This is a genomic window from Sinorhizobium sp. 7-81 (assembly GCF_030124405.1).
Taxonomy (GTDB): Bacteria; Pseudomonadota; Alphaproteobacteria; order Rhizobiales; family Rhizobiaceae; genus Sinorhizobium; species Sinorhizobium psoraleae.
This window is the reverse complement of sequence record NZ_JASKLT010000001.1, coordinates 277,901-295,827: the sequence shown is the minus strand read 5'-3', so window position 1 is coordinate 295,827 and position 17,927 is coordinate 277,901. Positions and strand designations below refer to the sequence as shown.

Sequence of the window (17,927 nt, the reverse complement as noted above, 5' to 3'; positions counted from 1 at the left end):
GCCTCCGTTGATAAATTCGCTGCTGAGGGCTGCGAGAAGCCCGCATCCTCGGTCCGCTCTACTTGTCGCTTTCGGTCAGACCCTTGATGAACCAGCGCTGGAAGATGACGACGATCATCACCGGCGGCAGCATCGCGAGGATCGCCAGGGCAAAGGCCTCGTTGTAGTCAGGAATGTTGGAGCCGACCCAGACCAGCAGGATCTGCTTGATGCCGCGCACGAGCGTGAAGAAGCCCTCGTCGGTCGTCATCAGCGTCGGCCAGAGATACTGGTTCCAGCCATAGACGAACATGATGATGAAGATGGCGGCCATCATCGTGCGCGAGAGCGGCACCAGAACATCGATGAAGAACTTGAACGGCCCGGCACCGTCGATGCGCGCCGCTTCGAGCAGTTCGTCGGGAACCGACTTGAAGAACTGGCGGAAATAGAAGGTGCCGGTCGCCGACGCGAGCAGCGGCACGATCAGGCCCGTGTAGGTGTTCGTCAGTTTCAATGCGTTCATCACCTCGTAGGAGGGGAGAATGCGAACTTCGAGCGGCAAAAGCAGCGTGGTGAAGATGATCCAGAAGGCAAACGTCGCCAGCGGAAAGCGGAAATAGACTATGGCATAGGCGGCCAGCATGGACAGCACGATCTTGCCGGCGGCGAAGCCGAGGCCGAGGATCATCGAGTTCAGCATCATGTTGAACCCGGTGATCTTGCCGGTGAAGCCGCCCTCGCGCGTCAGCACGGCCTCGTAAGTCTCTGCGAAATGGCCGCCCCAGGTGAGGCTCAGACCGTTTCTGTGGATATCGGCGACCTCATGGGTTGAGGTCATGAATGCGACGACAACCGGCGCGACCATGACGAAGACGCCGATAAGAAGGATGACGTGATCGAGGATTTTCGTGCGGTGCATGGCCGTTACCTCAGTTGTAATGGACACGCCGCTCGATGAAGCGGAACTGGAAGATGGTGAGCACGAAGACGACGACCATCAGGATCACCGACTGGGCGGAGGAACCGCCGAGATCATTGCCGCGGAAGCCGTCCATATAGACCTTGTAGACAAGGGTGATGGGGTTGTTTGCAGCCTTGTCCTTCACCATGACGTCGATGACGCCGAACGTATCGAACAGCGCATAGGTGACGTTGATGATCAGCAGGAAGAACGCCGTCGGCGCGAGCAAGGGCAGCACGACCGTCCAGAAGCGGCGCGTGCCGGAACGGCAGTCGAGCGCTGCCGCCTCGCGCACAGAGACGGGAATGCCCTGCAGCCCGGAAAGAAAGAAGATGAAGTTGTAGGGGATCTGCTTCCATACGGAAACGACGATCATGGCGAAGGCCGTGTCGAAATAATCGAGCCCCACCTTGATGTCCCATCCGAACCAGGCCGCGAGCTTGACGATCGGACCGATGTGCTGGTCGAAGAACATCATACCGATCAGGCCGGCAACAGGCGGCGCGATGGCATAGACCCAGATCAGCAATGTCTTATAGCCGCTGTTGCCGCGGATGACGCCATCCGCCTTGACGGCGAGCAGCAGGCCGATCGACAACGCGAAAAACGTCACCAGAACCGTGAAGATCGCCGTGAAGCGCGCGATACCGAGGTATTCGTTCGACTTCAGCACGTCCGCATAGTTGCTCATGCCGACGAAAGTGGATCCGAAACCGAAGGGGTCTTCCAGGTAGAAGGAAGACTGGATCGCCTGCGCGGATGGCCAATAGAAGAAGATGAAGATGATCGCGAGCTGCGGCGCGAGGAAGAGATAGGGCAGAAGGGGCGATGAAAACTGAACGCGCTTCGCCCCTGCCTGATCGCTTCGATCGCCGGACGATCCCGTCGTCCAGCCCGCCGGCCACCTTCTCCCCGCTTTTGCCGAGAGACGCAAAGCTCCATCGTCCGTTGAACTCACCTCTCCCCGCGCATGGGGAGAGGGCCAGGATGAGGGGCCGGCGTGGCTCATGATCAGCCCGCCGTCTTGGCGAAGCGGGCGAGCAGTTCGTTGCCTTCTTTCTCGATCATCTCGAAGGCGTCCTTGACGGTCGTTTCGCCGGAGAAGATGCGGCCGTACTCGCGCTCCATGATCTCGCGAATCTGCGGGTAGAAGCCGAGGCGATAGCCCTTCGACCATTCACCGGCCGGCAGGAGAAGCTGCTTGATGCCGACTTCGGCAACAGGCTTTTCCTTGTAGTAGCCATCCTTCTGGGCAAGCTCGTAGGCTGCCTTGGTGATCGCCACGTAGCCGGTGGACTTATGATAGAAATACTGGATTTCCGGCGATGTCAGGAACTGGAAGAAGTCGGCGACGCACTTGTTTTCCTCGTCCGACTTGCCGGACATGGCAAAGAGCGCGGCACCGCCGATGAAGGAGTTGGTGCCGGCGCCCTCGATCGAGCCCCAATAGGGCAGAAAGGTCGCCGAGAACGGCATCTGCGCCGTCTTCGTCAAGCCGCCGAAGGAGCCGGACGAGCCGATCCAGAGGGCAGCCTTGCCTTCCTCGAAAACCTTCTGGTTGTCGTTCCAGCCGGCGCCGTAGAAGGCGAAGTAACCCTCGTCCTTCCAGGCCTTGAGCTTCTCGAACATCATCTGCAGGTTCGGGTCGGTGACCTTGAGCTCGGTGTCGGCGACGCTGTCGTAGCCGTTGTTGTTGGTCGCGAACTGGATGTTGTTGCGCGAGAAGAAGTTTTCGGTGAACTGCCAGGTAAGCTGCGACTGGACGAGCGGGATATAACCGGCTTCCTTCAGCTTCGGAGCGACTGCCTCGAAATCTTCCCAGGTCTTCGGAGCTTCGACGCCGGCCTTCTTCAGCCCCTCGTCGTTGATATACATGATCGGCGCCGAAGAATTGAACGGCATGCCGACGAACTTGCCCTCGCTGTCGGCGTAGAAGTAGCGCACGCCGTCGATGAAGGCGTTGCGATCAAAGGCGTAGCCTGCCTTGGTGATCAGGTCCTCGGCCGGGATGACGGCGCCCTTGGCATTGATGATGGTCGCGGCACCCGCGTCGAAGACCTGCAGGATGTTCGGCTGCTCGCCCGAGCGGAAAGCGGCGATACCGGAAGCGAGCGCTTCCTCGTAGGTGCCCTTGCTGACCGGCGTCAGGGCGCAGGCGCTCTGGGATTCGTTGAATTTCTGGGCGATCTCGTTGATGACCTCGCCGTTGCGGCCGGCCATGCCATGCCACCAGGTGATGTTGGTCGCGGCGAGCGATGTCGTTGCGGAAAATGCGAAAGTAACGGCTGCAAGCGAAATTCTCTTGAACATGGTCCCCTGTCCTCTCCACCGTTTGCGGATGGCAGTGGACTAGTGGCCTTCCATGACAGGCCCGCAACGCTTTTATGTCGTGACGATTACAAATTCAAAAGGCGTCCGGCAGATGCCGCGGCCAGCGCCAGGGAGTGACCGCGACGATATCGTAGCGGACGGAGAGACGATGAAAATCCGCCTGCCGGGACAGCCAGATATCGCTTGCCGCCCTGATGCGCCGCTGCGCCGTATCGGAGACCGCGAAGACCGCCTCGTCGAAGCCGCGGCGAGCCTTCACTTCGACGCAGGCGACGAGATCGCCGCGACGGGCGATGATGTCGATCTCGCCGAGCTTGGTGCGGTAACGCATCGCCACGATGCGATAGCCTTTGAGCACCAGGCAGAGCGCCGCGCGATATTCGGCGACGTGACCGCGCTTCAAGGCGTTCAGCTTGCGACTATCCCGCTGATCAACCTTCATCGCGTTCCTTGCGAGCGAGAAGCCGGTCGTAGAGTTCCTTGCGGGGCAGTCCGGTCCGGCGGGCGGCTTCCGTTGCGGCCTTGCCCATCGGCATGTCTTGCGCAAGCGCGCTCAAGAGGGCGTCGACGTCCGCTTCCTTTGGAGCCGGCTTCGCATCCGGCGGACCGACGACCAGAACGATTTCGCCCTTTACGTTCGCGCCGTCGGCGTAGAAGGCGCTGAGCTCGCCGAGCGTGCCGCGGCGGAATTCCTCGAACGCCTTCGTCAGCTCGCGGCAGACGGCCGCTTTCCTCTCCGTACCAAGAACATCCGCGGCGGCGACGATCGTCGCCGCGATCCGATGCGGTGACTCGAAGAAGAGCAGCGTCGCCGGCACCGCGGCAAGCTCGCTGAGGCGATCGCGCCTCGCCTTGTCCTTCACCGGCAAAAAGCCCGCAAAAAGGAAAGCATCGCTCGGAAGGCCCGAGCCGACGAGGGCCGCAAGGGGAGCCGATGCCCCCGGGATCGGCACGACCCGGTGACCGGCCTCGATCGCCTGCTGCGCCAGGCGATAGCCGGGATCGGAGACGAGCGGCGTGCCGGCATCGGAGACAAGCGCCACCGATTTGCCCTCGCCGAGCGCCGCCAGCAGCCGCGGACCGGCCTCCTCGGCATTGTGCTCGTGATAGGAAAAGGGACGATTGACGATGCCGTAGCGATCAAGCAGCACGCGGGTGACACGCGTGTCCTCGCAGGCGAGAACGTCGGCACCGGCAAGCGTCTCCAGGGCTCTGAGGGTAATGTCGGAGAGATTGCCGATCGGCGTCGCAACGAAATAGAGCGCCGGCTCCAGCGGACGGGCCGGAATGCTCGCATTGTGCAGCCGGTAGCTGCGTTGTTTCTCCCTGTCCGCCGCTTCGGCCATTTCGTGTTTTTCCAATTGCTTATCTTCCCGCCCGCCATGCCCGTCGTGCTGGCTTCGGCCTTTATGGGCGAGCTGATGGCTTGAGGCAAGGACGGGTCGCGGCGGCACCCTTGTGCAATTGGGGAAACTCCCGGCGAAACCCCTTGCTTTTGCGGCTCTCTTTCTGCCATTTTGCCCGTCCACATCCTTCCGGCCGATCGGCCGGGACACTCGCAGTTGACGCCGCGGCGGGTTCGCCCGCCGGGCAATGGTTGAAAGCGGTAGCATCCCATGCGCATTACTCTCGAGCGGTCCAATCTCCTGAAATCGCTGAACCATGTTCACCGCGTGGTCGAACGGCGAAACACGATCCCGATCCTCTCGAACGTGCTGCTGCGCTCCGACGGAGCGAGCCTCGAAATGAAGGCAACCGATCTCGATCTCGAGATCACCGAGGCGACGCCGGCGCAGGTAGAACAGGCGGGCGCGACCACCGTTCCGGCACACCTCCTCTACGATATTGTCCGGAAGCTCCCCGACGGGGCCGAAGTGCTGCTTGCGACCAATGCCGAAGGCACGGCGATGACGGTTGCCTCCGGCCGCTCGAAGTTTTCGCTGCAGTGCCTGCCGCAATCGGATTTCCCGGACCTGACGGCCGGAAGCTTCTCGCATTCCTTCCGGCTGAAGGCGACGGATCTCAAGATGCTGATCGACCGGACGCAGTTCGCGATCTCGACGGAGGAGACCCGGTACTACCTCAACGGCATTTTCATGCACACGGTCGAGGACAAGGGCCAGCTGAAGCTGCGGGCGGTTGCGACCGACGGCCATCGCCTTGCCCGCGCCGATGTCGAGGCTCCGGCGGGTTCGGAAGGCATGCCGGGCATCATCATTCCGCGCAAGACCGTCAGCGAGTTGCAGAAGCTGCTCGACAATCCCGACATCGTCGTGACGGTCGAAGTCTCGGACGCCAAGATCCGCTTGACGATCGGTTCGATCATCATGACCTCGAAACTGATCGATGGCACTTTCCCCGACTACCAGCGGGTGATCCCGGCCAACAACGAGAAGGAACTGCGCGTCGATTGCCAGTCCTTTGCCCAGGCTGTCGATCGCGTCTCGACCATTTCGTCCGAGCGCGGTCGCGCGGTGAAGCTTGCGCTCACGGACGGACAGATGACGCTGACGGTCAACAATCCGGATTCAGGAAGTGCTACGGAAGAACTGCCGGTCGGCTACGAAAGCGATCCTCTGGAAATCGGCTTCAACGCCAAATACCTGCTCGACATCACGGCCCAGCTCACCGGCAACGACGCGGTCTTCATGCTCGCCGATCCCGGTTCGCCGACGCTTGTGCGTGATCTTGCCGCCGAGGACGCGCTTTACGTTCTCATGCCGATGCGCGTGTGACGGTTCGATCGCGCTCTCGAAACGTTGACCCGCCGCCCCTTGGCCGGCGGGTTTTTCATGAAACCTGTGGTCGCGCCTTGTTGATAAGCCATCGCTTTTAGACGCGGACAGACTTGTTTTTGCCGCAGATGGGAGCACATTATGCCCCATGCGGTTGCGCGACCCGGCGAATCAGAACACAGCATGGGCCGCGGTCGACCGAAATGAGAATGATTTTTCGAGGGGATTCGATGAGCTTGCGCTTGAAGGTGAAGGAAAAGTTCGGCCGGAAGTTCGACGAGGAAATCCGCTTCTTCAAGGGCTGGATGAGCAACACCCGCGCCGTCGGAGCTATCCTGCCGACATCCTCGATCACGGCGCGACGGATGGCAAGCGTGGTCAATCCCCGCTCGGGACTGCCGGTGCTTGAACTCGGACCGGGAACCGGCGTGATCACCAAGGCGATCCTGGAGCGCGGGATCGCACCGGAAAAACTGGTGTCGGTGGAATATTCGACCGAATTCTACCATCAACTGAAGGCGCATTTCGCCGGCGTGCGTTTCGTCAATGGCGACGCCTTCGATCTCGAGCATACGCTCGGATCAATGAAGGACCAGCAGTTCGACAGCGTCGTGTCCGCAGTGCCGCTCCTGAACTTCCCGATGCACCGCCGCGTCGAGCTTATCGAGGACCTGCTTTCGCGGATCCCTGTTGGCCGGCCAGTCGTGCAGATTTCCTACGGTGCGCTCTCGCCGGTCGTCGCCATGCCCGATCGTTATAGCATCCAGCATCTCGACTTCGTCGTCCGCAACATTCCGCCCGCGCAGCTTTGGGTCTATCGCAAAGCGCATTGAGGCGCGGCATGTTCGGCGTTTACCTGACCCACCCGCAGGTCCGGATCGACCCCGCGATGGCCGTGCCGAAATGGGGATTGTCCGACCTTGGCAGGGATCGCGCCCGCGTAACGGCCGCGAACCCGTGGGTCCGGTCGCTCGGCCGGATTATATCCAGCCATGAGACGAAAGCCATGGAGACCGCCGCCATATTGGCGCAGGCGGCAGGTGTCCCGGTCGAGACCGACGAAGAGATGGGCGAGAACGACCGCTCGGCAACAGGCTTCCTGCCGCCGGAGGAGTTCGAAAAGGCGGCCGACTGGTTTTTTGCCCATCCCATCGAAAGCTTCAAGGGTTGGGAGCGGGCAATCGATGCCCAGACGCGCATCTGGAACGCGGTTTCCTACATTCTCGATCGCCACGATCCCGCGGTCCCGATCGCCTTCGTCGGGCATGGCGGCGTCGGGACGCTGCTCAAATGCCGCATGACAGGCACGGCGATCGCGCGCGATGCCGACCAGCCCGCGGGCGGCGGCAACCTCTTTGCATTTCGTCTTGCGGATCGCGCCGTCACATGCGACTGGACGCCGATGGAATTCTGGCAGGGGTGATCTCGACATGACCATGAGCGCGCGCGACCGGCTGATCGTTGGCCTTGATATTCCGACGATTGCCGAGGCGGAGAAGATCGTCTCGGCACTTGGCGACGATGTCGCCTTCTACAAGATCGGCTATCAGCTTGCCTTCGCCGGCGGGCTCGAATTCGCGCGGGATCTCGCCGCGAGCGGCAAGAAGGTCTTTCTCGACATGAAGCTGCTCGACATCGACAACACCGTGGCGAAGGGCGTCGAGAACATCGCGAAGATGGGCATGTCGATGCTGACGCTGCACGCCTACCCAAAAGCAATGAAGGCGGCCGTCGAGGCGGCGCGCGGATCCGGCCTCTGCCTGCTCGGCGTTACGGTCCTCACCTCGATGGACGAGCAGGACGTCATCGATGCCGGCTACGAATACGATCCGCATACGCTGGTGCTGCGCCGGGCGGAACAGGCCCGCGCCGCGGGAATGGGCGGGATCGTCTGCTCCGCCGAGGAAGCGGCCGCGGTGCGCAAGATCATCGCAGCGGAGATGGCGCTCGTCACCCCCGGCATCCGCCCCGCGGGCGCCGACAAGGGCGACCAGAAGCGGGTGATGACGCCAGCTGACGCGCTTCGCGCGGGATCGAGCCATCTCGTCGTTGGACGGCCGATCGTCCAGGCTGCAGAACCGCTGACGGCCGCCCGTGCGATCCTCACCGAGATGGAGAGCGCGCTTTCCGGCTGATCCGCCTCGGCGAAGGAAGCACCTCCAGCTATTTTACGAGCTTCCGCCCCTGAGCAACGGGGCGCGCTTGACGTTGACCGCGAATTGCCGGAAGTAACGATCCCGTCTGTGTACTCTACCGAAAGACGAGGAGTTTATCATGGCCAAGGGATATTGGATCGCTCGGGTCGATATACGGGACGCCGAGCGCTACAAGGACTACGTGGCGGCGGCAAAGCCGGCCTTCGAGAAATACGGCGCAAAATTCCTCGCGCGCGGCGGCAACTTCCATCGACTGGAAGGCGCCGTTCGCTCCCGCAACGTCGTCATCGAATTCCCTTCCCTCCAGGCCGCCGTCGACTGCTACAACTCGCCGGAATACCAGATCGCCGCCGCGATCCGCCAGGAAGTGGCCGACGCCGAAATGGTGGTAGTGGAAGGGGTCTGAACCCTATCAGAAGGCACCACGAAAGTGCTCGCGCGGCGACGTGGGATTGGCCTTCACCTCGCCCGCCGCTTGGGCTATGTAGCAAGCAATTCTTCCATATGAGATCAGGAGTGCGTTTCCCATGACCTTGTCCAACCTTCCGCCGCTGGTGACGATTTTCGGCGGATCCGGATTTGTCGGCCGTCATGTGGTGCGCGCGCTCGCCAAGCGCGGCTATCGCATTCGTGTGGCGGTCCGCCGGCCCGACCTTGCCGGCCATCTCCAGCCGCTCGGCAATGTCGGCCAGATTTCCTTCGTCCAGGCCAATCTGCGCTACCGCAAATCGGTCGACCGCGCCGTCGAAGGCGCCGACCATGTGATCAACTGCGTCGGCGTCCTGTTCGAGAGCGGCCGCAACACGTTCGACGCGGTCCAGGATTTCGGAGCGCGCGCAGTCGCCGAAGCCGCGCGGGCGGCCGGGGCCACGCTGACGCACATCTCGGCGATCGGCGCCGATGCCAAGTCGGAATCGAGCTATGCCCGGACCAAGGGCCGGGCCGAGGCAGCGATCCTCGAAACGGTTCCGGACGCGATCATCCTGCGCCCGTCGATCATTTTCGGGCCGGAGGACGGCTTCTTCAACAAGTTCGCCGAAATGGCGCGGCTTTCGCCGGTCCTCCCGTTGGTCGGCGGCGGTCATACGAAATTCCAGCCGGTCTATGTGACCGACGTTGCCGAGGCCGTGGCCCGCGCCGTCGATGGCAAGATCGAGAAAGGCAAGATCTACGAGCTCGGCGGACCGCAGGTCCTGTCGTTCCGCGACTGTCTCGAGCTCATGCTGAAGACGATCGACCGCAAGCGCCATCTCGTGTCGATACCTTTCGGCATCGCTTCGCTGCTCGGCAGCGTCGCTTCGCTGGTGCCGTTCATCACGCCGCCGCTCACCGCCGATCAAGTGGTGTTGCTCAAATCCGACAATGTGGTCTCTGCGCAGGCCGAAGCCGAGGGACGCACGCTCGCCGGAATCGGGATCAAGCCGACGATGCTCGATTCGATCCTGCCGAGTTATCTGGTGCGCTATCGCCCGCATGGCCAGTATACGCGCGGCGGACGCGCGGCCTGACACCTGTCGCCTCCGGATTTTCTCTCTATGACCGCCGGCCCTGCCGGCGGTTTTTGCTTGTGGCAATGACGCAACATTGTTGCAGTTCTGCCGCAGTCGAAAACACGAATATCGTTTACCGCAGATTCAGCATGCCCTGATATTGATCATGACATGTCCAGCGAATAAACACCGCTCGCGCCACATCGCTCGGCGAGCGCAGTCGGTGCCAACATCACACTCGAAAGGCATAACGTCCCATGGGCAAGTCGATCGCAATCTTTTTTGCGTCTGCGGCAATGATCATTCTGGCTGGCTCATTCATGGCTCCGAGCACCGTGGCAAGCAGCAGCAAGGGATGCGCGCCCGCCTATGGCGTCGACCCATGCACGACGGCGTCGATCGAGTTTTCCGGCGAGTAAGCCGGCACCTGTCGCGTAAAGCGTAGCCGTCCTCTTAAAGACGGCGAGCGCCGCGGCAGTTGATATCTGAGTTTTGGCGGGGGCCAGGGAGCCGCATGCGTTTCGAAAGGAGCGCATGCGGCTTTATGTTTCTACAGCGCCGCGCGTCCTATCAGACGGGCAAAGGGCGCTGTAGCAGTTTGAATTGCTGCATGTTTTTATCCTTAAATCGGCTAGGCTCTAAGGATTCACGCAGTAGCTATCCGAGAAGCCACAAACCAATCAGCCCCGCGACCCCGACGATGATCCGCCAGATCGCGAAAGGCGTGAAGCCGCGGTGCGAGACGAAATCGAGCAGCGAGCGCACGACGAACACGCCTGCGACGAAGGCGGCAATGAACCCGACGGCGATCAGCGTTACGTCCTCGAAGGACAGCGCATCGCGGTTCTTGTAGAGGTCGATGGCGAAGGCCCCGACCATGGTCGGCATGGCGAGAAAGAAGGAGAACTCCGCCGCAGAACGCTTGTCGGTCCCCATTAGCAGAGCACCGGCAATCGTCGCCCCGGAACGCGACGTGCCAGGAATCATCGCAAGGCACTGAAAGAGGCCGATCTTGAAGGCGAGTGACGGCGGATACTCCATCACGTCGGTGTAGCGCGGCTTCAGCGGGAGCTGGTCGATCGCATAGAGGACGAGCCCGCCGACGATCAATACGATGCAGATCAGCATCGGTGTTTCAAAAAGCACCGACTTGATGAAGCCGTGGGCCGCGGCGCCGATCACGGCTGCCGGAAGAAAGGCGATGAGCACCGAAAGCACGAAGCGACGTGCGATAGCATTCGTCGGCAGGGCCAACGCGATCTTGAGCAGCCGCTGGAAATAAACCAGCAGGATCGCCAGGATCGCGCCAAGCTGGATGAGAACGGCAAACGTATTTCCGGGTGACCTGAAACCAAGGAAGTGGCCGGCAAGAAGGACATGCGCCGTCGACGATACGGGGATGAACTCGGTCAGTCCCTCGACAAGCCCGAGGACGAGCGCGCTGATGATCGATTGATCCGCCATTAATAAGATGTTCCTGACATGTTGGGATTTGGGAGGAGAAGGTCGATTCGCTTGTGTTTGCCACCTGAACTACCTATAGCTCGTTTTTATGACAAGCCGTGGCCAGAGACATGTGCCGCGATGCTGACGCTCCCGGAAAAACAGATCTACGAAGCGCGATCCTCGATGCCGACACTGTATCATCACCCCATGTCCTCCGCCTCACGGTTCGTCCGCCTGATTCTCTCCGAATACGGCTACCAGACCGAGCTGAGCGAAGAGCAGCCCTGGGAAAATCGGCGGGACTTTCTGGCCCTCAATCCAGCGGGCACGCTGCCGGTCTATGTGGACGACAGCATGCGAGCACTCTGCGGCGCGACGATCATTTCGGAATATCTGGACGAAACCAACGGCATTCTGAAGCGCGATCGCCGGCTGCTTGCCGAAGATCCGTTCCAGCGGGCGGAGATTCGCCGGCTCACCGAATGGTTCCTGCAGAAGATGGAGGCCGATGTGACGCGTCCGCTGGTGCGCGAACGCATCTTCAAGCTGCAGATGACCCCGGATCAGGGCGGCGGCGCACCGGATTCGAAAATCCTGCGCACGTCGCGCGCCAATATTCGTCAACACATGAAATATCTCTCCTGGCTCGCCGGATCGCGTCCGTGGCTTGCGGGCGACCGCATCTCCTATGCCGATCTCGCAGCGGCGGCGGCCATCTCCGTGCTCGATTACCTCGGCGAGATCGACTGGTCCGAGGCGCCGACGGCCAAGGAGTGGTACCAACGATTGAAATCCCGTCCGTCTTTCCGCCCGCTGCTCGGCGAGCGGGTGCGCGGCGTCACACCGGTCTCGCACTATGCGGACCTCGACTTCTGAGGACAAGGCAATGCCTGGCGACGCTGCAAGAGCGGAGAACCAGGGCAGGAAACGCAGCACACTGACCGCGTTTCTGAAGAGCGAGGCGGCGGACAAGGGCTTCGATATCTGTCGCATCACGCGACCGGACGCCATTCCGCAGGCGCCGGCGCGACTGAAACAGTTCCTGGCCGAAGGCGCTCATGGCACCATGGATTGGCTCGAGGAAACCGCCGAACGCCGGTCCGATCCGCGCGTGCTCTGGAGCGACGTCCGCTCGATCGTTATGTTCGGAATGAACTACGGTCCGGAGGACGATCCGCGCGCGATACTTGATAGGCGGGACCGCGGGGCGATTTCCATCTATGCGCAGAACCGCGACTACCACGATGTCGTCAAGGGGCGGCTCAAGGAGATCGCGACGCGGTTTGCCGCCCGCGCCCGCGAGGACGTGAAGGTCTTCGTCGATACGGCCCCTGTCATGGAAAAGCCGCTCGCCGAGAAAGCCGGCATCGGCTGGCAGGGAAAACACACCAATCTCGTCAGCCGCGAATATGGTTCGTGGCTGTTTCTCGGCAGTCTTTTCACGACGGCCGAACTCGACCTAGACGAACCGGAACGCGAGTACTGCGGCTCCTGTCGCGCCTGTCTCGACGCCTGCCCCACCGGCGCTTTTCCGGCGCCCTACCGGATCGACGCGCGGCGCTGCATTTCCTACCTGACGATCGAACACAAGGGGCCGATCGAGCCCGAGCTCCGTCCGCTGATCGGTAACCGGATCTATGGCTGCGACGACTGTCTTGCGGCCTGTCCGTGGAACAAGTTCGCCCGCTCAGCCTCGGAAATGAAGCTCAGGCCGCGCGACGACCTGAAAGAGCCGGAACTGAATTTCCTGCTGACCTTGGACGATGCGGCGTTCCGCGCCTTCTTCTCCGGCTCCCCGGTGAAACGGATCGGACGCGACCGCTTCGTCAGAAATGCCTTGATCGCGGCCGGCAATTCCGGCGAAAAAAGCCTGATACCACACTGCAAGGCCTTGGCGAGCGATGCTTCCCCGGCGGTCAGGGCAATGGCTGTCTGGGCGCTTTCGCGGCTGATGCCGCGCAACGAACTCTCCGCCTTCGCTAGAGAGTGCGGACCTGAAACCGACGACGACGTACTTTCGGAATGGCAAATGGCAGGAGTAAGCCGATGCATGTCCTAATTCTTGGTGCCGGCTATTCCGGCACGGCGATCGCGAAAGCCGTGGCTCCTGCCGCACAATCCCTGACCGGCACCACCCGTTCACCCGAAAGGCTCACCGGGCTTGCGCAAGCCGGCATCCGCCCCATCCTTTTCGACGGGACCGCGATTTCCGCCGAACTCGCGGACGCCATGCACCAGACAACCCACCTCATCCAGTCGATTGCCCCCGGCCGCGAGGGCGACCCGATGTTCCGCGCCGGCGGCACGCCGTTGCCCGAACTTCTGCCGAATCTTCGCTGGGTCGGCTATCTTTCCACCGTTGGCGTCTATGGCGACCACAAGGGATCCTGGGTGACGGAGGAGACACCCTGCAAACCCGTTTCGCAGCGTTCGGTCGAACGCATAGAGGCCGAGAATGCCTGGCTCGCCTATGGGGCCGAGCGTCACATTTCCGTCGCGGTCCTGCGCCTTGCCGGCATTTATGGACCGGGCCGCAATGCCTTTCGCAACCTCGCCGAAGGCACGGCGCGCCGGCTGGTAAAGCCCAACCAGGTGTTCAACCGCATCCGGGTCGAAGACATCGGATCGGCTGCCGCCTTCCTCGCCAGCCGCGGCATCGGCGGCATCTTCAACGTCACCGACGACGAACCCGCCCCGCCACAGGACATCGTTGCGGAGGCCGCCCGGCTGATGGGCGTCGAGCCGCCACCGGAAACTCCTTTCGAGACCGCCGAACTGTCGCCGATGGCGCGCTCCTTCTACGGCGAGAACAAGCGCGTTTCGAATGCACGCCTTCGCGAGGCCGGGTTCGAATTCGCCTTCCCCAACTATCGCGTTTCGCTTGCACAGTTGTGGGAAACCGGCACCTGGCGCGGCAAGTAGACTCCGCCACAATTCACGCGATCAGAATACCGCCGTCGGGACGAAAGCATGTCTCCAGATCATCCGGTAGTAACGGTGAACCCGACATATGCTTGACTGCCCAAAGCTTGCCCATGTTCGGTCTATACTTCGCCTCTTTGTACAACTTACGCGATAGTTCCGAGATTTCCACGAACGAGAATCACGAAAAATCATACTGATCGAAATTTTTAATGATTTTTTTCCGCAAGGAGGAGTCTGCACGCCGCACGGAGCCTCCAACGAGGTTGAATCCCTGATTCCAAAGAACTTCGCGCAACGATTTAAACTAATTCAAACAATCTTCGATTTTAAATTCTGGCCCTTTTTTAATAAATCCTAATCGAGCGTTAACGGTTGAAGCACGTTTTTGCCATTATTCACCCCAATTAGCTCGATCAGCAGGGAAAATTAACTAAACTTTCAAACCGTGGGGGTCTCGCTTGAAACCAGCGAAAATCAAGACTGCTGCCGCAGCAGTGCTATTCACCGCCGGGATGGGGTTGGTCTCGGTATCCGATAGTCAGGCAGCAGGGTCCGCTTGCGGCGGTGCATCCTGGTATGCCCTCTCATCCAAGACTGCGTCCGGCGAAAGAATGAATGCCGCCCGCCTCACCGCCGCTCACCGCAGTCTCAAGTTCGGCACCAAGGTCCAGGTCACCAACAAGCGGAACGGCAAGACCGTCGTCGTTCGCATCAACGATCGCGGTCCCTTCATTCGCGGCCGGGTGATCGATCTCTCCAAAGCCGCCGCTTCGCAGATCGGCATGATCCGGTCCGGAACCGCTAGTATCTGTTACCGCGTCATCAATTCCTGATCCGCCAATACTTCCGCCCGATTCTCGCACCGGGCGGATTTGCTTACGGGAACTGTCGGTCTCCCGTATTTATGCCGCTTCCGTCTTGCTCTTCGACCCCATCGCCGCTACCACGGCGAAAAAGGAGTTCATCGAAGATGCGATTGGGCGGAAGACTCGCCGGGGCCATTGAGGTTCTTGACGATATAGAGAAGCGGAAGCGTCCCGTCGCCGACGCACTCAAGGACTGGGGTCTTTCCCACCGCTTCGCCGGATCGGGCGACCGTGCGGCCATCGGCAACATCGTCTACGATGCGCTGCGGATGAAACTCTCCCACGCCTATCTGATGGATAGCGACAGCGCGACAGCGCTTGGCCATGCGGTCATGTACCGGCAGTGGGGCTTTACCACGGAGACGCTTGCGGCGGAGCTCGCCGACGACAAGTTCGCGCCGCAGCCTCCTTCGGCGGAGATGATGAAAGCCTTTGCCGAGCGCCGGCTCGAAGACGCGCCCCTCCACGTGCAGGCGGACATTCCGGAATGGACGCAGGCTTCCTTCGAGGAGAACTTTTCTGAGAACTGGCTCGCGGAAGCCCAGGCGCTTGCCGGCCGGCCGACGCTCGACCTGCGCGTCAACACGCTGAAGGCGACCCGCGACAAAGTCTTGAAGGCACTCGAGCGGAGCGGCGCCGAGCCAGCAACAATCGCGCGCCACGGCGTGCGCATTCCGGCCGGCGAAGGCGCTTCGCGGCTGCCGAACGTGACGGCAGAAATCTCGTTCCAGAAGGGCTGGTTCGAGGTCCAGGACGAGGGCTCGCAGATCGTTGCCGATCTCGTCTTCCCGCATGAAGGCGAGCAGGTGCTCGACTACTGCGCCGGCGGCGGCGGCAAGACGCTCGCCATGTCGGCGGCGATGAACAACAAGGGCCAGGTCCATGCCTACGACACCGATCGCAAGCGGCTTGCGCCGATCATCGAACGGCTGAAGCGCGCCGGCACCCGCAATGTGCAGGTGCACGAATCGGCGGAGGCCTTGGCGCCGCTTGCGGGGCGCTTCGATCGCGTGCTTGTCGATGCGCCCTGCACCGGCACCGGTACGTGGCGACGCCGCCCGGACACGAAATGGCGCCTCACGCAAAAGAACCTAGAGGAGAGGTTGGCGCAGCAGGAGGAAGCGCTCGCAAGCGCCGCCCAGTTCGTCCGCCCGGGCGGCCATCTGGTTTACGTGACCTGTTCGGTGCTTCCCGAGGAGAACGAGTCGCAGGTCTATGGTTTCTGCGAGGACAACCCGGAATTCGAAATCCTCTCGGCCGCCGACACATGGGCAACACTCTTCGGCACCGACAAGCCGCAGCCGTGGTCCGCCGACATGAAGACGGTCACGCTGACACCCGCTTCGACCGGAACCGACGGCTTCTTCTTCTGCCTTATGGGCCGCAAGGCATAGTTACGGGCTGCGCCCGGAGAAGTGGCAAATTGAAAACATTCTAAACTATACACTTTGACACAAGTTTACTTTTGGTCCATGAAAAGTTCGCTTTAGGGGCCCGGAGAGATCTTGCTCGCGGCCCTGGAAGAAGCAAAGGAGAGGGTCATGACCAAGAATTTCATCCGCGCCGCCGCGCTGGCGCTCATGACGGCCACATCGGCGCTGGCGCTGCATCCGGCGAATGCCGCCACCGACGCCGCCGCGGTCGTCAAGCACTATGCTGCCGTTGCACTTGCCAAATACGAGGACGCGCTGACGACGGCCGAAGCACTCGACAAGGCGGTCGACGCGCTGATCGCAAGCCCGAGCGAAGACACCTTGAAGGCCGCGCGCGAAGCTTGGCTCAAGGCGCGTAACCCCTATCAGGAAACCGAGGTCTACCGTTTCGGCAATACGATCGTCGATGAGTGGGAAGGCAAGGTGAACGCCTGGCCGCTCGACGAGGGCCTGATCGACTATGTCGATGCAAGTTATGGCACCGAAAGCGACGAGAATGCTCTGTTCGTTGCGAACGTGATCGCCAACAAGGCGATCAAGATCGACGGCAAGGACGTCGACGCGACGAATATCACGCCGGAATTCCTGTCCGGGACGCTGCAGGAAGCAGGCGGCATTGAGGCGAACGTCGCGACTGGCTACCACGCGATCGAATTCCTGCTCTGGGGACAGGACCTGAACGGCACTGGCGCTGGCGCCGGCAATCGCTCCCATACCGACTTCGACACCAAGGCCTGCACGAATGGCAGCTGCGAGCGCCGGGCCGCCTATCTGAAGGCGGCCTCCAGCCTGCTCGTCGCGGACCTCAAGGAGATGGTCGCCAACTGGACACCGGACGGGGCTGCCACCAAGGCAGTCGAGGCCGACCCGAAGGCTGGCCTTGCCGCCATCCTCACCGGCATGGGCTCGCTTTCCTACGGGGAACTCGCCGGCGAGCGCATGAAGCTCGGCCTATTGCTGCATGATCCGGAAGAAGAACACGATTGCTTCTCGGACAATACGCACAACTCGCATCTCCATGACGCGATCGGCATCCAGGCCGCCTATACCGGCGAATATACCCGTGTCGACGGCACGAAGCTGACCGGCCCCTCGCTTTCCGAACTCGTCGCCGCAAAGGACGCGACCCTCGACAAGGAAATGAAGGACAATCTCGCCGCCACCGTCGAAAAGATGCAGGCGATGGCCAAGCGTGCCGAAACGGTCGAGGCCTACGACCAGATGATCGGCGAAGGCAACGCCGAGGGCAATGCCACCGTGCAGGCCGCGATCGATGGCCTCGTCGCGCAGGCGAAGACCGTCGAACGCGTCATCGCATCGCTCGATCTCGGCACGATCGAGCTTGAAGGTTCCGACAGCCTGGATAATCCTGGCGCCGTCTTCCAATAAGCGAAAAGGCGGGCCGCTCCGAAAGGTGCGGCCCGGCCCAAGTCCAATGCATGTGACCTCCCGCCTCCTAGCGCTGCCGCTTGCCGCGCTCATCAGCGTCACCGCAACCGCAGCGACGACGGGCGACGGTCCCGGCCTCGCCGTCAATGCGGAATTCCAACGGATTGCAACGGCTGAAATCGGGAAAGGCGGAGTCGATACCCCCCTCTGCCC

General features: G+C 61.6%; 18 protein-coding genes. 12 read left to right on the top strand and 6 right to left on the bottom strand.

All coding sequences use genetic code 11. The features are described 5' to 3' along the window. Positions 1-58: 58 nt before the first annotated feature. The 5 genes from ugpE to rsmI all read right to left on the bottom strand — a co-directional run bounded on the left by ugpE (position 59) and on the right by rsmI (position 4,620). Positions 59-901 (bottom strand): sn-glycerol-3-phosphate ABC transporter permease UgpE, encoded by an 843-nt coding sequence (gene ugpE / locus QN224_RS01445; protein ID WP_283975270.1) that lies wholly within the window; start codon positions 899-901, stop codon positions 59-61. Positions 902-911: 10 nt separating this feature from the next. Then, positions 912-1,952 carry an ABC transporter permease subunit gene (locus QN224_RS01440; protein ID WP_283975269.1) on the bottom strand — a complete coding sequence of 347 codons (1,041 nt, stop codon included), beginning with the start codon at positions 1,950-1,952 and terminating at the stop codon, positions 912-914. Between the two features lie 2 nt (positions 1,953-1,954). After that, positions 1,955-3,253 (bottom strand): extracellular solute-binding protein, encoded by a 1,299-nt coding sequence (locus QN224_RS01435; protein ID WP_283975268.1) that lies wholly within the window; start codon positions 3,251-3,253, stop codon positions 1,955-1,957. Positions 3,254-3,347: 94 nt separating this feature from the next. Next, positions 3,348-3,716 (bottom strand): YraN family protein, encoded by a 369-nt coding sequence (locus tag QN224_RS01430; protein WP_283975267.1) that lies wholly within the window; start codon positions 3,714-3,716, stop codon positions 3,348-3,350. Further along, positions 3,706-4,620, bottom strand: a complete 915-nt coding sequence (gene rsmI, locus QN224_RS01425; RefSeq protein ID WP_283975266.1) for a 16S rRNA (cytidine(1402)-2'-O)-methyltransferase — start codon at positions 4,618-4,620, stop codon at positions 3,706-3,708. The genes QN224_RS01430 and rsmI overlap by 11 nt, the downstream gene beginning before the upstream one ends. 270 nt (positions 4,621-4,890) lie before the next feature. Here rsmI and dnaN point away from each other — a divergent pair, with 270 nt between their 5' ends. The 6 genes from dnaN (at position 4,891) to QN224_RS01395 (ending at position 9,673) form a co-directional block, all read left to right on the top strand. After that, positions 4,891-6,009, top strand: a complete 1,119-nt coding sequence (gene dnaN, locus QN224_RS01420) for a DNA polymerase III subunit beta (RefSeq protein ID WP_280660405.1) — start codon at positions 4,891-4,893, stop codon at positions 6,007-6,009. Positions 6,010-6,239: 230 nt separating this feature from the next. Next, positions 6,240-6,842, top strand: a complete 603-nt coding sequence (gene pmtA, locus QN224_RS01415) for a phospholipid N-methyltransferase PmtA (RefSeq protein ID WP_283975265.1) — start codon at positions 6,240-6,242, stop codon at positions 6,840-6,842. 8 nt (positions 6,843-6,850) lie between these two features. Continuing rightward, positions 6,851-7,432, top strand: a complete 582-nt coding sequence (locus tag QN224_RS01410; RefSeq protein ID WP_283975264.1) for a histidine phosphatase family protein — start codon at positions 6,851-6,853, stop codon at positions 7,430-7,432. A 7-nt stretch (positions 7,433-7,439) separates the two neighbouring features. Further along, positions 7,440-8,144, top strand: a complete 705-nt coding sequence (gene pyrF / locus QN224_RS01405) for an orotidine-5'-phosphate decarboxylase (RefSeq protein WP_173511177.1) — start codon at positions 7,440-7,442, stop codon at positions 8,142-8,144. A gap of 139 nt (positions 8,145-8,283) precedes the next feature. Further along, positions 8,284-8,571 carry a DUF1330 domain-containing protein gene (locus QN224_RS01400; protein ID WP_269279158.1) on the top strand — a complete coding sequence of 96 codons (288 nt, stop codon included), beginning with the start codon at positions 8,284-8,286 and terminating at the stop codon, positions 8,569-8,571. Positions 8,572-8,692: 121 nt separating this feature from the next. After that, on the top strand, positions 8,693-9,673 hold the full coding sequence (locus QN224_RS01395) for a complex I NDUFA9 subunit family protein (RefSeq protein WP_283975263.1): 981 nt from the start codon (positions 8,693-8,695) through the stop codon (positions 9,671-9,673). 639 nt (positions 9,674-10,312) lie between these two features. On the opposite strand, the gene QN224_RS01390 is transcribed toward QN224_RS01395, so the two are convergent. Further along, positions 10,313-11,119 (bottom strand): undecaprenyl-diphosphate phosphatase, encoded by an 807-nt coding sequence (locus QN224_RS01390; protein WP_173511180.1) that lies wholly within the window; start codon positions 11,117-11,119, stop codon positions 10,313-10,315. Between the two features lie 165 nt (positions 11,120-11,284). On the opposite strand from QN224_RS01390, the gene QN224_RS01385 reads away from it, so the two are divergent. The 6 genes from QN224_RS01385 (at position 11,285) to QN224_RS01360 (ending at position 17,714) form a co-directional block, all read left to right on the top strand. Continuing rightward, a complete protein-coding gene (locus QN224_RS01385) occupies positions 11,285-11,977 on the top strand; it encodes a glutathione S-transferase family protein (RefSeq protein WP_173511519.1) in 693 nt (230 codons plus the stop codon). Between the two features lie 10 nt (positions 11,978-11,987). Next, entirely contained in the window at positions 11,988-13,160 is a 1,173-nt protein-coding gene (gene queG, locus QN224_RS01380; RefSeq protein ID WP_283975262.1) for a tRNA epoxyqueuosine(34) reductase QueG, read from the top strand. Further along, complete coding sequence (locus QN224_RS01375) at positions 13,148-14,023, top strand: SDR family oxidoreductase (RefSeq protein WP_283975261.1); 876 nt, start codon at positions 13,148-13,150, stop codon at positions 14,021-14,023. The genes queG and QN224_RS01375 overlap by 13 nt, the downstream gene beginning before the upstream one ends. 461 nt (positions 14,024-14,484) lie before the next feature. Then, positions 14,485-14,859, top strand: a complete 375-nt coding sequence (locus QN224_RS01370; protein WP_173511183.1) for a septal ring lytic transglycosylase RlpA family protein — start codon at positions 14,485-14,487, stop codon at positions 14,857-14,859. A gap of 137 nt (positions 14,860-14,996) precedes the next feature. Then, positions 14,997-16,286 (top strand): RsmB/NOP family class I SAM-dependent RNA methyltransferase, encoded by a 1,290-nt coding sequence (locus QN224_RS01365; protein WP_283975260.1) that lies wholly within the window; start codon positions 14,997-14,999, stop codon positions 16,284-16,286. A 147-nt stretch (positions 16,287-16,433) separates the two neighbouring features. Continuing rightward, positions 16,434-17,714 (top strand): imelysin family protein, encoded by a 1,281-nt coding sequence (locus tag QN224_RS01360; protein ID WP_283975259.1) that lies wholly within the window; start codon positions 16,434-16,436, stop codon positions 17,712-17,714. Positions 17,715-17,927 lie beyond the last annotated feature (213 nt).

What these genes read in the sequence shown, in the direction of transcription:
- rsmI (WP_283975266.1), bottom strand. Translation starts at nt 4,620, where the DNA reads ATGGCCGAAGCGGCGGACAGGGAGAAACAACGCAGCTACCGGCTGCAC.
- pyrF (WP_173511177.1), top strand. Translation starts at nt 7,440, where the DNA reads ATGACCATGAGCGCGCGCGACCGGCTGATCGTTGGCCTTGATATTCCG.
- QN224_RS01365 (WP_283975260.1), top strand. Translation starts at nt 14,997, where the DNA reads ATGCGATTGGGCGGAAGACTCGCCGGGGCCATTGAGGTTCTTGACGAT.
- ugpE (WP_283975270.1), bottom strand. Translation starts at nt 901, where the DNA reads ATGCACCGCACGAAAATCCTCGATCACGTCATCCTTCTTATCGGCGTC.
- QN224_RS01385 (WP_173511519.1), top strand. Translation starts at nt 11,285, where the DNA reads ATGCCGACACTGTATCATCACCCCATGTCCTCCGCCTCACGGTTCGTC.
- QN224_RS01395 (WP_283975263.1), top strand. Translation starts at nt 8,693, where the DNA reads ATGACCTTGTCCAACCTTCCGCCGCTGGTGACGATTTTCGGCGGATCC.
- QN224_RS01375 (WP_283975261.1), top strand. Translation starts at nt 13,148, where the DNA reads ATGCATGTCCTAATTCTTGGTGCCGGCTATTCCGGCACGGCGATCGCG.
- QN224_RS01400 (WP_269279158.1), top strand. Translation starts at nt 8,284, where the DNA reads ATGGCCAAGGGATATTGGATCGCTCGGGTCGATATACGGGACGCCGAG.
- QN224_RS01435 (WP_283975268.1), bottom strand. Translation starts at nt 3,253, where the DNA reads ATGTTCAAGAGAATTTCGCTTGCAGCCGTTACTTTCGCATTTTCCGCA.
- QN224_RS01430 (WP_283975267.1), bottom strand. Translation starts at nt 3,716, where the DNA reads ATGAAGGTTGATCAGCGGGATAGTCGCAAGCTGAACGCCTTGAAGCGC.
- QN224_RS01410 (WP_283975264.1), top strand. Translation starts at nt 6,851, where the DNA reads ATGTTCGGCGTTTACCTGACCCACCCGCAGGTCCGGATCGACCCCGCG.
- dnaN (WP_280660405.1), top strand. Translation starts at nt 4,891, where the DNA reads ATGCGCATTACTCTCGAGCGGTCCAATCTCCTGAAATCGCTGAACCAT.
- pmtA (WP_283975265.1), top strand. Translation starts at nt 6,240, where the DNA reads ATGAGCTTGCGCTTGAAGGTGAAGGAAAAGTTCGGCCGGAAGTTCGAC.
- QN224_RS01390 (WP_173511180.1), bottom strand. Translation starts at nt 11,119, where the DNA reads ATGGCGGATCAATCGATCATCAGCGCGCTCGTCCTCGGGCTTGTCGAG.
- QN224_RS01440 (WP_283975269.1), bottom strand. Translation starts at nt 1,952, where the DNA reads ATGAGCCACGCCGGCCCCTCATCCTGGCCCTCTCCCCATGCGCGGGGA.
- queG (WP_283975262.1), top strand. Translation starts at nt 11,988, where the DNA reads ATGCCTGGCGACGCTGCAAGAGCGGAGAACCAGGGCAGGAAACGCAGC.
- QN224_RS01360 (WP_283975259.1), top strand. Translation starts at nt 16,434, where the DNA reads ATGACCAAGAATTTCATCCGCGCCGCCGCGCTGGCGCTCATGACGGCC.